The 14,149-nt window shown below is 66.3% G+C and carries 14 protein-coding genes and 1 tRNA gene; 4 read left to right on the top strand and 11 right to left on the bottom strand.

Features of this window, described 5'->3' with window-relative positions:
* Nucleotides 1–49: 49 nt before the first annotated feature.
* The 6 genes from WKW77_RS09355 to WKW77_RS09330 form a co-directional block, all read right to left on the bottom strand.
* Nucleotides 50–1,231 carry an ABC transporter substrate-binding protein gene (locus WKW77_RS09355; RefSeq protein ID WP_422823169.1) on the bottom strand — a complete coding sequence of 394 codons (1,182 nt, stop codon included), beginning with the start codon at nt 1,229–1,231 and terminating at the stop codon, nt 50–52.
* A gap of 129 nt (nt 1,232–1,360) precedes the next feature.
* On the bottom strand, nt 1,361–2,065 hold the full coding sequence (locus WKW77_RS09350) for an ABC transporter ATP-binding protein (RefSeq protein ID WP_340356576.1): 705 nt from the start codon (nt 2,063–2,065) through the stop codon (nt 1,361–1,363).
* Nucleotides 2,052–2,816, bottom strand: coding sequence for an ABC transporter ATP-binding protein (locus WKW77_RS09345; RefSeq protein ID WP_340356575.1), 765 nt, complete (start codon nt 2,814–2,816; stop codon nt 2,052–2,054). The genes WKW77_RS09350 and WKW77_RS09345 overlap by 14 nt, the downstream gene beginning before the upstream one ends.
* Nucleotides 2,809–3,810 (bottom strand): branched-chain amino acid ABC transporter permease, encoded by a 1,002-nt coding sequence (locus WKW77_RS09340; protein ID WP_340356574.1) that lies wholly within the window; start codon nt 3,808–3,810, stop codon nt 2,809–2,811. Before WKW77_RS09340 ends, WKW77_RS09345 begins: the two co-directional genes overlap by 8 nt.
* On the bottom strand, nt 3,810–4,676 hold the full coding sequence (locus tag WKW77_RS09335; protein ID WP_340356573.1) for a branched-chain amino acid ABC transporter permease: 867 nt from the start codon (nt 4,674–4,676) through the stop codon (nt 3,810–3,812). The genes WKW77_RS09340 and WKW77_RS09335 overlap by 1 nt, the downstream gene beginning before the upstream one ends.
* 147 nt (nt 4,677–4,823) lie before the next feature.
* The gene (locus WKW77_RS09330; protein WP_340356572.1) at nt 4,824–5,717 is read right to left on the bottom strand and encodes a DUF3014 domain-containing protein; all 894 of its coding nucleotides are present in this window, start codon (nt 5,715–5,717) and stop codon (nt 4,824–4,826) included.
* 36 nt (nt 5,718–5,753) lie between these two features.
* Between WKW77_RS09330 and WKW77_RS09325 the strand changes: the two genes are divergently transcribed.
* From WKW77_RS09325 to WKW77_RS09315, 3 genes are all read left to right on the top strand, one after another.
* Nucleotides 5,754–6,383, top strand: coding sequence for a flavin reductase family protein (locus WKW77_RS09325; protein WP_340356571.1), 630 nt, complete (start codon nt 5,754–5,756; stop codon nt 6,381–6,383).
* A gap of 145 nt (nt 6,384–6,528) precedes the next feature.
* Nucleotides 6,529–6,795, top strand: coding sequence for a hypothetical protein (locus WKW77_RS09320; RefSeq protein ID WP_340356570.1), 267 nt, complete (start codon nt 6,529–6,531; stop codon nt 6,793–6,795).
* An 8-nt stretch (nt 6,796–6,803) separates the two neighbouring features.
* A complete protein-coding gene (locus WKW77_RS09315; RefSeq protein WP_340356569.1) occupies nt 6,804–8,252 on the top strand; it encodes a flavin-containing monooxygenase in 1,449 nt (482 codons plus the stop codon).
* A 44-nt stretch (nt 8,253–8,296) separates the two neighbouring features.
* On the opposite strand, the gene WKW77_RS09310 is transcribed toward WKW77_RS09315, so the two are convergent.
* Both WKW77_RS09310 and WKW77_RS09305 read right to left on the bottom strand, forming a co-directional pair.
* Nucleotides 8,297–8,372: transfer RNA gene (locus WKW77_RS09310), tRNA-Gly, on the bottom strand.
* Between the two features lie 93 nt (nt 8,373–8,465).
* Nucleotides 8,466–9,068, bottom strand: a complete 603-nt coding sequence (locus tag WKW77_RS09305) for an ABC transporter ATP-binding protein (RefSeq protein ID WP_340356568.1) — start codon at nt 9,066–9,068, stop codon at nt 8,466–8,468.
* A 244-nt stretch (nt 9,069–9,312) separates the two neighbouring features.
* On the opposite strand from WKW77_RS09305, the gene mnmH reads away from it, so the two are divergent.
* Nucleotides 9,313–10,380, top strand: a complete 1,068-nt coding sequence (mnmH, locus tag WKW77_RS09300; RefSeq protein ID WP_340356567.1) for a tRNA 2-selenouridine(34) synthase MnmH — start codon at nt 9,313–9,315, stop codon at nt 10,378–10,380.
* 7 nt (nt 10,381–10,387) lie between these two features.
* Here the strand turns inward: mnmH and WKW77_RS09295 are convergent, their stop codons facing one another.
* From WKW77_RS09295 to WKW77_RS09285, 3 genes are all read right to left on the bottom strand, one after another.
* The gene (locus WKW77_RS09295; RefSeq protein WP_340356566.1) at nt 10,388–11,716 is read right to left on the bottom strand and encodes an ABC transporter ATP-binding protein; all 1,329 of its coding nucleotides are present in this window, start codon (nt 11,714–11,716) and stop codon (nt 10,388–10,390) included.
* Between the two features lie 17 nt (nt 11,717–11,733).
* Nucleotides 11,734–13,455 (bottom strand): ABC transporter permease, encoded by a 1,722-nt coding sequence (locus WKW77_RS09290; RefSeq protein ID WP_340356565.1) that lies wholly within the window; start codon nt 13,453–13,455, stop codon nt 11,734–11,736.
* 89 nt (nt 13,456–13,544) lie between these two features.
* A complete protein-coding gene (locus WKW77_RS09285; RefSeq protein WP_340356564.1) occupies nt 13,545–14,138 on the bottom strand; it encodes a carboxymuconolactone decarboxylase family protein in 594 nt (197 codons plus the stop codon).
* Between the last annotated feature and the right edge of the window lie 11 nt (nt 14,139–14,149).

Raw genomic sequence — 14,149 nt, 5'->3', positions numbered from 1 at the left:
GACAGCGGGCGCCGGCCTGTTCGGCCCGCCACGCCCGCGCCTGCAGCGTCTACTTCATCAGGTCGCTGAGGTTCACCGGCCTGATCTTGCCGCCCTCGACCGTGGCGACCAGGGGATCGACCACCGTGCCGCCGACCGCATCGACGCCCTTGAACTCGCCGGCGTTCGTCTCCTTCGGCAGTTTGCCGATCGCCTCGCCCATCTTGGCGCGGATGGCTGACGCGTCCGTGGTGGTGCCGGCCAGCTTCATCGCGGCGGCCACGGCATGCGTCATCGCATAGTTGTACGAAGACTCGGTGGTCGGGTCCTTGTCGGCGCCATAGGCCTTGCGATAGGCGGCCGCGAAGGTCTTGGGGCCGACGCGCTCGTCATAGGACACCGGCAGCACGCCGATCGAGCCTTCGAGCGGGCCCAATCCGTCGGTGACCTTCGCCATCTCGTCGAGCTTGGCCTGGTCCATGATCAGGAAGCCGCCCTTGAAGCCCAGCTCGCGCGCCTGCTTGACCACCAGCGCGGTCGGCTCCGACGGCCCGCCGACGAAGAGCACATCGGGCTTCTCGGCGAGCACACGGCTCACCCCGCTGTAGAAGTCCGCCGAGCGGTTGTAGGACATCGGGTTGTTCGATGCGATCGTGCCGCCGGCCTTCTCCCAGGCGGGGCCGAAGAGCTGCGTCCAGTTCTTCGCGTATTCGTGGTCGCCCGGCAGCATGCCGACCTTCTTGCCGAACTTCTTCATCTCGTAGCGCGTAAAGGGCTCGATGTAGGAATTGAAAGTGGGCGGAATGCGGATGGTGAGCTTGTTACCCGTCTCGGTGATCTTCGGCGTGCTGGAGTACGCCATCACGATGAACTTCTCCTGCTCGTTGAAGGCCTGCATCGCGTAGATGCCGCCCGAGTGCGGCACGAACACCACCGGCGCCTGGTGCTGCTGCGCGAGGCGGCGCGCGTTGATCGCGGCATCGGCCGGCGAATACTTGTCGTCCAGCGCCACCAGTTCGAGCTTGACCTTCTTGCCGCCGACTTCCAGGCCGGCAGCGTTGATCTCCTTGATCGCCATCTCGATCCCGTTGACCACGTTCTTGCCGTAGAGCGCAGCACCACCACTCAGCGGGCCGGTGAAGCCGATCTTCACGGTGTCCTGCGCGAAGGCCGAACCGGCTCCGAACGCACCCAGCAGCGCCAGCGCAGTGGGCAGCAATGCGAAGCGGCGGCGGGCGGAAGAGTGTCTCAGCATCAGATATCTCCTTGTGGTTGATTGGGTAACCGAAGGCCAGGGCACCCGCGGAACCGGCTTGGCCGGGCCGCCGGGTGAACCCCCGGCGAAGGGGAGCGCCGAAGGCGCATGGGGGTGAACATCACTTCATCCGATGTAGGCGGCGCGCACGGCCTCGTTGTTGAGCAGCGATTCGCGATCGCCTTCGAGCGTGATGTGGCCGCGCTCGATGACGTAGGCGCGATGCGCGATCGCCAGTGCCGAGTACGCATTCTGTTCGGCCAGCAGCACCGTGGTGCCGGCCTGGTTGATGCGCTGGATCACTTCGAACACCTGCTTGACGATCAGCGGCGCAAGGCCGAGCGAAGGCTCGTCGAGCAACAGCAGCTTGGGGCGCCCGAGCAGCGCGCGGCCGATGGCGACCATCTGCTGCTGGCCGCCGGAGAGCGAACCGGCCGGATGGTCCTGCTTCTTCTCGAGAATCGGAAAGAGGCCGAAGACCTCGTCGATCGAACGCTGGATGCCCGCCTTGTCGCGGCGATGCACATACGCCCCGAGCGTGAGGTTCTTGCGCACCGACATCATCGGGAAGAGCTTGCGCCCTTCGGGGCAATGCACGAGGCCCGATTCGACGATCTGCGCCGGACGCTGGCCGATGAGTTCCCGGTCGCCGAAGCGGATGCTGCCCGCGCTCGGCTTGTTGATGCCGCTGGCCGCCATGAAGATCGATGTCTTGCCCGCGCCGTTCGCCCCGAGCAGCACCACCAGCTCGCCGGGCGCCGCGCGCAGCGACACGCCGCTCAGCGCGCGAAAGCTGCCGTAGTGCAGGTCGACGTTCTCAAACCGCAACATGGTCCGTCCCCAGGTAGGCCTCGATCACGTGCGGATCGCGGCGGATCTCCGCCGGCGTGCCTTCGGCGATCTTCGCGCCGTTGTTGAGCACGACGATCTTGTCGGCCAGTCGCATGATCATGTCCATCTTGTGTTCGATCAGGCACACGGTCTTGCCGTGGTCCACCAGCTTGCGGATCAGCGCCGCGAGGCCGACTGTCTCTTCAGGATTCACGCCGCCCGCGGGTTCGTCGAGCAGCAGCAGTTCCGGATCGGTCGCGAGCGCGAGCGCGAAGGCCACGCGCTTGCGCTCCTCCTGCGAGATGTCGGCCGCGATGCGGTTGGCGATGTGCGAGGCACCGACGAAATCGAGCGCCTCGCGCGCCTTCTCGCGGCACAGGCGTTCTTCCTCCTGCAGCCGCTTCGAGTTGGCGAGCACATCCCACAGGCCCGAGCGGGTGCGCAGACGGTGGCCGACGATCAGGTTGTCGAGCACGCTCGCGTTGTCGAACAGGTGCGTGGTCTGGAAAGTGCGCGCGATGCCGAGCCGCGCCACATGGTCGGGCCGCATGCCGGTGACGTCCTGGCCCTTGAAGGTGATGCGGCCCGAGGTCGGCTTGTGCGTGCCGGCCACGAGATTGAAGAAGGTGGTCTTGCCCGCGCCGTTCGGGCCGATGATGGCGCTGACCTGTCCGCGCTCGAAACGCGTGGTGACGGCATCGACTGCCGTGAGCCCGAAGAACTGCTTCGTCAGTTGGTCGATTTCAAGCATTGGACTTCGCCTCCGTCACGGCGACATGCGACCGGGTGTCGGCCTGAACGGCATCCGCGCGACGCGCACGGCGCTTGAGCCAGGTGCCGACGATGCCGTCGGGCAGGAAGATGATCAGCGCCACCAGCAGCGGGCCGAAGACGACCATGCGGTAGTCCTGCAGGAATTGAAGGCTTTGCGTGAGCCACGTCACGAGGAAGGTCCCGACCAGCGGCCCCAGCAGCGTGCCGACGCCCCCGACGAGCACGAACATGATGAGGTCGAAGGTCACGGCTTCGCTCGCGAGATCGGGCCCGAGAAAACGCACCTGCCCCGCGTAGAGCGCGCCGGCGAAGCCCGCGTAGATCACCGACAGCACGAAGGACAGCGTCTTGGTGCGCATCAGGTCGATGCCCAGCGCCTCCGCGAGATCGTCGCTGTTGCGCACCGCCATGAAGCTGCGGCCGAGCAGCGAGCGCACGATGCGCGCCATCACCCAGATCCCCAGCGCGAGAAAGGCCAGCACCAGGTAGTACTGCGCGAGCGGCGTGTCGAATCGCAGCGGCCCCATGCCGCTGGGCGCGGGAATGCCCATGATGCCGACCGGCCCGTGCGTGAGGCTCTCCCACTTCTCGATGAGCAGGAAGAGGATGTAGCTCACGCACAGCGTGAAGATCGAGAAGTAGTGGCCGCGCAGCCGCAGCGACAGCAGGCCGATGAAGTAGCCCAGCACGCCGGTCACCACGCCCGCGAGCGCGAAGGCGATCCAGAACGGCACCTGGTGATCGACCGTCAGGATGCCGACCGTGTACGCGCCGATCGCCATGAAGGCCCCGTGCGCGAGGTTGAACTGCCCGGTGTAGCCGGTGATGAGGTTCAGCCCCAGCGCCGCGATGGCCATGATGAAGGCCAGCGTCGCCACCGAGATCAGGTAGTTGTTCGGCGCGACGAGCGGGAACGCCAGCGCCAGCGCGGCGAGCAATGCCCAGCCGGCCTTTCCTTCGATCAGGCGCATCAGCGAGCCCCCTTCATGGTGAACAGCCCTTGCGGGCGGAAGGAAAGAATCACCACCAGCAGCACGAACGCGATGATGTCCTTGTAGTCGGTCGACACGTAGAAGCCGCCGAAGCTCTCGGCCATGCCGATGATCAGCCCGCCGACGATCGCGCCCGGAAAGCTGCCCATGCCGCCGAGGATGATGATCACGAAGGCCTTGGTGATGACCAGATTGCCCATCGCCGGATAGACCAGGTTGATCGGCGCGTAGAGCACCGCCGCGATCGCCGCGAGTGCGCCGGAGATCGCGAACACCAGCAGCGTGACGCGCGATGCATCGATGCCGACCAGCGCTGCGCCATCGCGGTTCTGCGCCATCGCGATGATGGTCGAGCCGATCACGGTGTGGTTGAGGAACAGATGGAGAAGCACCATCAGCCCGAACGCGCCCGCGATGATCAAGAGGCGCTGCAATGGCGCGGTGAGCCCGAAGATCTCGACCACCTGGCCATAGGGCGTCGGCATGCGGTGGAAGTCGGCACCGAACAGCGCCTGCGCGCCGGCTTCGAGGAACAGCAGGATGCCGATCGCCGCAATCATGTCGTGCAACTCCGGCGCATTGCGCAGCGGATGGAACACCAGCCGCTGCGCGAGCATCGAGATCACCGCGACCACGACCGCCGCGCCGGCCATTGCGAGCCAGTAGTTCAGGCCAAGCTTGGCCATCAGGTAGTAGCCGGCGAACGCGCCCGACATGTAGAACGCGCCGTGTGCGAAGTTCGGCACGTGCAGGATGCCGTAGACGAGCGTCAGCCCCAGAGCCACGAGGCTGTAGACGCCGCCGATGGTGAGGCCGTTGAGAAGTTGCTGAAAAAACAGTTCCACTGGGTTCCTCGGCTACCCCGCGCGCGCCAAGGCGGCGCATGGGCTGTATCGAAGCGGCCCATTGTGGAAGCGTGCTGCGGCACGCCGACTAAGGTTTCTCCTGAGATCGCGTCGCCTAGGAGACTCGCGTTCCTACCGCCCGGTAGGTCACTTCTTCGCCATCGTCCCCGTCGCGACAAGCCGCCGCAGTTCGGAGAGGCGGGCCTTCATGCGCCGCTCGTTCACCGGCCCCATGCGGATCAGGAGCTTCTGTCCTGCAGAGAGCGCCTCGAGTTGCGGGTCGACGAACTCGTAGCGCGTCCAGGGGTTCTCCAGCGGCCTCTCGCCCTTCACTTCGGTGATCTTCACCTGCACCGGCCCGCTGGGCTCTGGCGTCTTCAGCAGATGATCGAGCACCGCCACCAACCGGTCGTTGAAGTAGCGATTCGGATAGCCGAGTTCTTCGAAGGCCTCTTGGAACAGCGGATAGAGCCGCGCATAAAGCGCCACGGCGCGCGCAGGGTCGATCGATTCGACGAAGAGCACGAAGGGCGTGTAGCGCGCACCGTTGTCGGGGCTGATCGTCTTCACATCGCCATTGCCCTGCACCGTGAAGCGCTGCGGCGTCGGCAGCACCGGCCACACGCGCGCGGTCGCATGCTCGCGCGGCAGGTTGTCGACGGTCGCGACAGCGCGGCGCACGAAGCCGTCCAGCTGCAGGTAGGAAGTGACGTTCTTGCGGCCGAGCAGGTCGTTGAGCGCACTGGTCACGTGCGAGTCGGCGTCGTTGAGCGCGGGCAGCGACTTCTCGGGCTCCGCGAGGTTGTCCATCGGGTTCAGCGGGCCCGTCGCGACCGGCGGCTGCGGCGGGACGTCGGCGGGCGGCGTCTGCGGTTGGGGCGCGGTGGCAGTGGACTGGGCCTCGGGCGGTGCCTCCCTGTGCTGCGACCAGCGCCACCAGCCGAACGCGGCGACGAGAACGGCCACGATGACGATCACCGGGACCCACATCGAGGATTCGCGTGCTGGCCTGAATTCTGCTGGGTCGTCGTACTGGGGCATGGTGGAATGCTCCTCTCTCACTTTTCAAAAATCATCATGGACGTTGATTTCTCGCAGCTCACCGAGTACCAGCGCTACAAGTTGATGGCAAGCCTGATCGTGCCGCGCCCGATCGCGCTTGTCACGACGATCGGCGCAGACGGCGTGGTCAACGCGGCGCCCTTCAGCATGTTCAACATGCTCGGCGAAGAGCCGCCCATCGTGATGATCAGCGTGAACCGCCTCCAGGACAACGCTCTCAAGGATACGGCGGCCAACATCGTGCGTACCGGCGAGTTCGTCGTCCATCTCGCGGACGAGGACATTGCAGAGCAGATGCATCGCTGCGGCGACCGGCATCCGCCGCATGTGAGCGAACTCGACGTGGTCGGCTTCACCGCGCTGCCGAGCCGCGCCGTGAAGCCGCCGCGCATCGCCGAGGCGCCGGTGGCCTTCGAATGCACGCTGTGGGAAACGCTGGAAACCGCGAGCCGGCAGATCTTCATCGGCCAGGTCCGATGGATGCATGCGCGCGACGAACTGATCGACACCGAGACCTGGCGCGTGCGGCTGCAGCACTACTTCCCGGTGGGACGCTTCGGGGCGAGCTTCTATGTGAAGACGCGCGAGCGCTACTCCCTGGCGGCGCAGGGCGGCGCGCGCAGCACCCAGATCGACGAGATATAGGCAATCCTTCCACTCTACTGCGTTGTCCACGGCTGAGTCATTGGCCGGGCGGCCTACGTCCATCGTGGAGCTTGGCTGACAAGCACGAAATCGCCGAATCACGTTACAAACGGTTCCTTGCAGGCTCAAGTACTCGGAGGAACCGATGTTCAACATCTTCCAGCCCCATCGCAACGGCCATCTTCGTCGCATCATGACCTTGCTCGAAGAGGCCAACCTGGCCCGCATCGAGCACCAGGCCGCCGCGGAGCACCACGGCGCCCTCGCACGCATGTATGCGGAACGCGCCAAGCGACTGGAGCGCGAGGTCTACGGGACGTCGCACGTGCCCCTGGGTGAAGGTGCAGGCACACCGAAGCTTGCGGACGACAAGCCGGTCGTCTATGCGCTGGGCGGCAAGTCCAAAGCCTGACGGGAGTCATGGCCGGTAACTTCGTCGACGTATTGATCGTCGGCGCCGGGTTGTCCGGCATCGGTGCGGCCGCCCACCTGCAGCGGCACTGCCCCGAACGCAGCATTGCCATTCTCGAAGCGCGCGACGCGCTGGGCGGCACCTGGGACCTCTTCCGCTATCCGGGCGTGCGCTCGGACTCCGACATGCACACCCTCGGCTATTCGTTCCGTCCGTGGACGGATGCGCGTGCCATCGCCGACGGTCGCTCCATCCTCGACTACCTGCGGGCGACCGCGCGCGAGAGCGGCGTCGATCGCCTCATCCGTTATCGCCACCGCGTGCATTCGGCGAGCTGGTCATCGGCCGACGCAGAGTGGACGGTGGAGGCCGAGCGCGATTGCGGCGAACGCATCGCCCTGCGATGTGGCTTTCTGCTGGTGTGCGCCGGTTACTACGACTACGCGGAAGGCTACACGCCTGCCTTTCCCGGACTCGAACGCTTCGGCGGCCGCGTCGTGCATCCCCAGCACTGGACGGACGACATCGAGCATGCCGGCAAGCGCATCGTCGTGATCGGCAGCGGCGCGACCGCGGTCACGCTGGTGCCGGAACTCGCCAGGACCGCTGCACACGTGACGATGCTGCAGCGCTCGCCCTCCTATGTGCTGAGCCTTCCGACAGTGGACCCCGTCGCCCGATGGCTGCGGCGCCACGTCGGGCAAGGCACTTCGCATGCGCTGACCCGCTGGAAGAACGTGCTGCTTTCCGTCGGCATCTTCAAGCTGTGCAGGCGCAGGCCGGCATTCGCGAAGGCGACGCTGCTGAAGCTGGTGCGCCGTCAACTCGGCCCCGACTACGACGTCGACAAGCACTTCACGCCGAACTACAACCCGTGGGAACAGCGCCTGTGCTTCGTGCCTGACGGCGATCTCTTCAAGGCCATCCGAAACGGACGCGCCAGCGTCGTGACCGACACGATCGAATCCTTCACGGAGACCGGCCTGCGGCTTGCGAGCGGCGCGGAGCTGCCCGCGGACCTCGTCGTGACTGCGACCGGCCTGAAGCTGAAACTGGTCGGCGGCATCGATCTGCGCGTGGATGGACGCAAGCTCGTGCCGGCCGAACTGGTCAACTACAAGGGGGTGCTGTTCGCTGGCGTGCCGAACTTCGCCACGGTTTTCGGCTACGCGAACGCCTCGTGGACGCTGAAGGCGGACCTCGCCGCCACCTACGTCTGCCGGCTGCTCAATCACATGCGGCAGACCGGCGCGCGGCAATGCGTGCCTCGCGCGGACGACGAGGCCCTGACGCTGCAGCCGTGGGTCGACTTCTCGTCGGGCTACTTCCAGCGCGCGATGAACCAGTTGCCGAAGCAAGGCACCAGGAAGCCGTGGAAGCTGAACCAGAACTACCTCGCCGACCTCGTGACGCTGAGGTTCGGCGCGGTGGACGATGGGGTGATGCGCTTTTCCTGAAACGCGGAGACGAAAAAAAGAGGCCGAAGCCTCTTCTTTTTGAATGGAGCGGGAAACGAGACTCGAACTCGCGACCTCAACCTTGGCAAGGTTGCGCTCTACCAACTGAGCTATTCCCGCGTTGTTTCGCGTTTTGCGAAGCCTCGCAGTATAGCTTGAAATCTCGCGGGTTCAGAACCGCGCGAAAAGAATTTCGTCCGCCGCACGCGCACGTCAGAAGCGGCGGTTGTACGTGAAGATCAGCCCGGCCGCGCCGAGCATGTTGACCTGCACTGCGTCGAACTGCGTGATCCGATAGCCGATGCCGGGAATGATCGCCAGCCCGAAGCCATCGTGATTGAAAGGCACCTTGTTCTCGTACTCGCCCTTGTAGCCGTACAGGATGCCGCCGGTCAGCTTGGCGTAAAGGGACGGGTAGCCGAACAGGTTGTCCCAGCGGTAGCCGTAGTACGCATAGGCCGAGGCTTGGCCGAACGAGTTGTTGAATGCCGAGAAACCCCAGATGGTGGCATCGGCGGCCGACCACTTGGGCGCTCCGGGCAGGCTGCCCTCGATGCCCAGCAGGTAGACGTGCTTGTGCTCGCTCTCGTTGCTCCAGTGCACGGCGAACGGGCCGATCACCAGTTCCCAGAAGGGCTTGCTGTCGAAGCGCACTGCGGGTGATTCCTGCGGCTGCTGGACCTGCTGGACCTGCTGGACCTGTGGGGCCTGCGGGGCCTCCTGGGCTGGCTGCGGCTGCGCTTCCTGCGCCACCGCGACGTTCGAAGACAGTGCGATCAGCAGGCACGCAAGGCCTGCACCGGCACGATGAATCATGAATGCTCCCTCTCTTGAAGTGCCGGTCCGGCCCCGTGCCGCGCCAGACCGCGCGTTCGGCGCGCGTGCCAGAATCCCCCGTTCAAGACCCGGTGCAGGCTTGCGCAACTGCCACCGCCATCGTGACAAGACTCCATCAGGACGATCCGTTTCATCTGGATGATTATTAGAGGTCTTCGGAACTGCCCGGCATTGTGCCAAGTCCGTGAGTTTTGCGCGCCATCCGCCACCGCCTGAACAGACCATGAACCGCTCCCCCGTCCGCGTGGCCGACCTGCCCGCGTTCGACACCCTCATCGACGCACGCTCGCCGGCCGAATTCGCGCTGGACCACATTCCAGGCGCCATCAACTGCCCGGTCCTCGACGACGAGGAGCGCCGCATCGTCGGCACGCTCTACAAACAGCAGGGCGCGTTCGAGGCGCGGCGCGTCGGCGGCGCGATGGTCGCGGCCAATCTCGCGAAGCATTTGCGCGAGCAGTTCGCCGACCGGCCTTCGAACTGGAAGCCGCTCGTGTACTGCTGGCGCGGCGGCATGCGCAGCGGCTCGATGGTCACGTGGCTGCGGCTCGTCGGATGGGATGCGCAACAGCTTTCAGGCGGCTACAAGCGCTTTCGCCATCACGTGATCGAGCAGATCGAAGCGCTCTCCCCTCGCCTCCCGCTGCGCGTGCTGTGCGGCGCGACGGGGAGCGCGAAGACCCGTGTCCTGCAGGCGCTCGCCGCACGCGGGGCGCAGACTCTCGATCTCGAAGGATTCGCCCGGCACAAGGGCTCGCTGCTCGGCGCCCTGCCGGGCACGCCCCAACCTTCGCAGAAGGCTTTCGAAACGCACATCGCGCAGGTGCTCGATGGCATCGATCTCGACCGGCCGCTCTACGTGGAAGGCGAAAGCCCGCGCATCGGCCGCATCGCGGTGCCGATCCCGCTGGTGGCGCGCATGCGCGCGAGCCCCTGCATCGAGATCGCCGCCACGCCCGAGGCGCGTCTGGCGTACCTCTTGCGCGACTACGCCTACCTCGGTGACGACGGCGAGGCCCTGGCCACGCAACTAGGGTTCCTCAAGGAGTTGCAAGGCAAGGACACCGTGCAGCGCTGGCAGGGCTGGGCGCGCGGCCGCGAACTCTCACCGCTGTTCGCCGAACTCATGACCCTGCACTATGACCCGCACTACGCGCGCTCGCAGGCGCAGCACTTCGCGTCGTGGGCCGATCGGCAGCGCATCGAATCCGACGATCTCTCCGAGCAAGGCATCGAGAGGCTCGCAGACGCGATCCTGGCGTTGGAAGCGACAGGCGGCAACAAGGGCTGAGCGAGCTTCAGTCCGGGCCTGTCGTGGGCTCGGACTCCTCCTCCTCGCCCACCGGCAAGTGGATGAGGCCGGTGCGCAGGTCGTACTCGAACACTTCGCCGTAGCGGCCCCATTCGATGGCGGTGCGCAGCACCCGCTCCGCGGTGGGTTCGTCCAGGCTTTCCATCAGCAGTTCGAGGAAAGGCTCCTGCGGCAGCTCGCCCGAAGGCGCCTGCTCCAGGCTGTGGCGGATATGCGCGGCCAGCGGCACGTGCGCCAGCAGTTGCTGCCCCAGCAACTGCTGCCGGAGCGTATGCGTGCCCGCGACGTAGCGCCTGCCCAGTTCGGTGAGGTGCAGGTCCGCATCCGCCAGCTTCGCGAAGCCGAGCAGCGCGAGCGCCTGTGCGAGCGGCAACAGATCATGGTCGGTGAGTTCGGTTTCCTCGGCGAGCTGCGGCAGGTCGGCGCGTCCATCGCGGTCGTCGTCGATCAGCATTTCCAGGAGCGCCTCCATGCGGCCGATGTCCGCTTCGGGCAGCCGGTCGCCCAGGTGCATGCGCGCCGGCTCCTCGGCGGCACGGCCGGCGGCAGGTGCGCGCTCGGTCATGAGCGCATAGGCCTCGTCGATCAGTGCGCGCACCTCCAGGCTGTCGGGATCCCGCGGCCGCGGCAGATGGATCGGCAACTCGGCGCGCACCCGCCCCGGATCGGCCGCGAAGATGAGGATGCGGTCGGCCATCAGCACCGCTTCCTCGATGTTGTGCGAGACGATGAGCATCGCCTTGGTCGGCATCGCGCCGGTGCCCCAGAGCTGCAGGATGTCGTCGCGCAGACGCTCGCCGGTGAGCACGTCGAGGGCGGAAAAGGCCTCGTCCATCAGCAGCACCTCGGGCTCGATCACCAGCGCACGCGCGATGCCCACGCGCTGCCGCATGCCGCCCGAGAGTTCGCGCGGCAAGGCGCCCTCGAAGCCCGCGAGGCCGATGAGGTCGATTGCCGCGCTCGCGCGACGTGCGCGCTCGTCTGCCGCGATGCCGCGCGCCTCCAGGCCGAGTTCGACGTTCTGCTGCACTGTGAGCCACGGGAACAACGCAAAGGACTGGAACACCATCGCGATCCCGCGTGCGGGTGCATAGAGGGGCTGGCCGCGATACGTCACGCTGCCCCCGTCCGCGCCGATCAAGCCCGCCAGGATACGCAGCAGCGTCGACTTGCCCGAGCCGGACTGGCCGAGCAGCGCCACGATCTCGCCTTCGGCCAGCCGGAAATCCACGCCTTCGAGCACCGCGCGCGGCGCGCCGTCGGCCGAGCGGAAGGACTTGCCCACGCCCTTGAGTTCGATGATGGCTTCGGCCATGCGCTTTCCTCTCGAATTCAGACCCTGGTCTCGGCCCGCTCATAGAGCTTGCGCCAGACGAAATGGTTCATGCCCATGACGAACACGCACATCACCCCGATGCCGAGCGCGATGCGCGGAAAGTCGCCGATCGCGGTCATGTGCGCGATGTAGCTGCCGAGGCCCGCGGCCTGCAGCGTGGTGTCGCCCCAGGTCACGTACTCGGCGACGATGCTCGCGTTCCATGATCCGCCGCTCGCGGTGATCGCACCGGTGACGAAACTCGGGAACACCGCCGGCAGCAGATAGCGCCGCCACTTGAGCCAGCCGGTGAGCCCGAGGTTCTCCGCCGCGTAGCGCAGTTCCGTCGGGATGGTCGATGCGCCGGCGATCACGTTGAAGAGCAGATACCACTGCGTGCCCAGCACCATCAGCGGTGCGAGCCAGATGTTCGGGTTGAGATGCCAGCGCACGATGAACAGCACCGCGACCGGGAACATCAGGTTGGCCGGAAAGGCCGCCAGGAACTGCGCGACACCCTGCAGCCGTCCGGCCCAGCGCGGATTCATGCCGATCCAGACACCGATCGGCACCCACACCAGCGCCGCCAGTGCGATCAGCACCAGCACGCGCAGCAGCGTGTACAAGCCGAGCACGAAGACATGCACCACCTCCGCCCAGCCGACTTCGGTGTGAATGAAGCGCACGAGCCACACCACGGCCAGGAGCACCGCCGCCGCGATCGTGGCGTCCCAGACGCGCGCCACGGCCGGATCGGGCGGACGCGGACGGGCCTTGATCGAGGTGCCGTCGAAGTCGCGCCGGAACAGCACCAGCGCGCGTTCGAAGGGCTGCATCGCGCCAATGATGATGCGCTTGATGCGGTCCGTGCGACGCAGCCAGGTCAAAAGCCACGAGCGCGGCGCCTCCTCCGTGCTGCCTTCCTCGAAGCGGAACTTGTCGGCCCATGCGATCAGCGGTCGGAAGAAGAGCTGGTCGTACAGCGTGATGCCGATCAGCATCCCGCCGATGGCCCAGCCGATCGCGCCGAGGTCGCGCGCCTCGATCGCCATCGCGATGTAGGAGCCGACGCCCGGCAGCTTGATGTTCTGGTTCGACACCGAGATCGCTTCCGAAGCGACCACGAAGAACCAGCCGCCGGACATCGACATCATCATGTTCCACAGCAGCCCCGGTGCCGCAAAGGGCAGTTCGAGCCGCCAGAAGCGATGCCACGCCGAAAGCTGGAACACCGACGACGCCTCGCGCAGTTCCGGCGGAACCGTGCGCAGCGATTGGTACAGGCTGAACGCCATGTTCCACGCCTGCGAAGTGAAGATCGCGAAGATCGCCGCGCACTCCACGCCGAGCAGGTTCCCCGGGAACAGCGCGATGAAGCCGGTGACGGTGATCGACAGGAAGCCGAGGATCGGAATCGACTGGAGGATGTCCAGCATCGGCACCAGGATCTTCTCGGCGATCCGATAGCGCGTTGCAAGCACCGCGAACACGCAGGCGAACACCAGCGAGGCGCCGAGCGCGAGGAACATCCGCAGCGTGGTGCGCAGCAGGTAGTACGGCAGCATCCACGGATCGAGGCTGATCGGCAGCGGCTGGCCGAGCTCGTAGGGGCGCGCCATCTGCGCGCCGCCGTAGGCCAGCGCGAACAGCGTCGCGAGCACCAGGGGCAGGAGCGCCCAGTCCCAGCGGTTGCCGCTGGACGCGACCGCCTGACGGGGGAAGAAGCCTTTTTCGAACATGTGCGGATCGAGGGTCGGTCACGGACCCTGTCCGCGCAGCGCGGATTGTGTCGCCGAAGCGGGCGAAAAGCTGACGTGTGACTGATTTCCTACAGCGGGAAAGCCTCCAGCCCCGGCTGGCCTTCGGCCGGCTTCACTGGCGTGTGGGCCATGTTCATCACCCAGCAGACCATCGTGAAGTAGCCGACGAGGGCAGCGAGATCGACCACGACCGGCTTGCCGAAGCGCGATTCCGCCGCGGCGTAGGTGGGCTCGCTCACGCCGTGGTTGCGCAGCAACTCCTGCGCGAAGTCGAGTGCGAGCTGCTCGTCGTCCGCCAGCGGCGCGGCCCGGCGGCCGAGGCGCAAAGCCTCGATCGCGTCGGCGCTGACGCCGGCCTTGACCGCGGCCGTGGCGTGCACGACCCATTCGAACTGGTTGCCGACATGCCTCGCCACCGCGCAGGTCACGAGTTCGCGCACGCGCGCGTCGAGCGGGCTGTCGAAGCGCAGGTATTCGCCGAGGCTGCCGATGCGCTCCATCAGCACCGGGCTTTGCAGCAGCGGGACGAAGGGACCGAACACCGCTTTGCGGGGTCCGTCGATCAGCGCCTGCGCGGCCACGCGCTGCGCATCCGTCATCGATTCGGCCGAAGGCATCGGCAGGCGCTCGGCCCAGGGTTGGGTGTGGCCTTGTTGAAGCACGTTGGGGTCCC

Source organism: Variovorax ureilyticus (assembly GCF_037889935.1).
GTDB classification, from domain to species: Bacteria; Pseudomonadota; Gammaproteobacteria; order Burkholderiales; family Burkholderiaceae_C; genus Variovorax; species Variovorax ureilyticus.
Note: the sequence above shows the minus strand (reverse complement) of the source record. Positions and strands in the feature narration are given on the sequence as shown.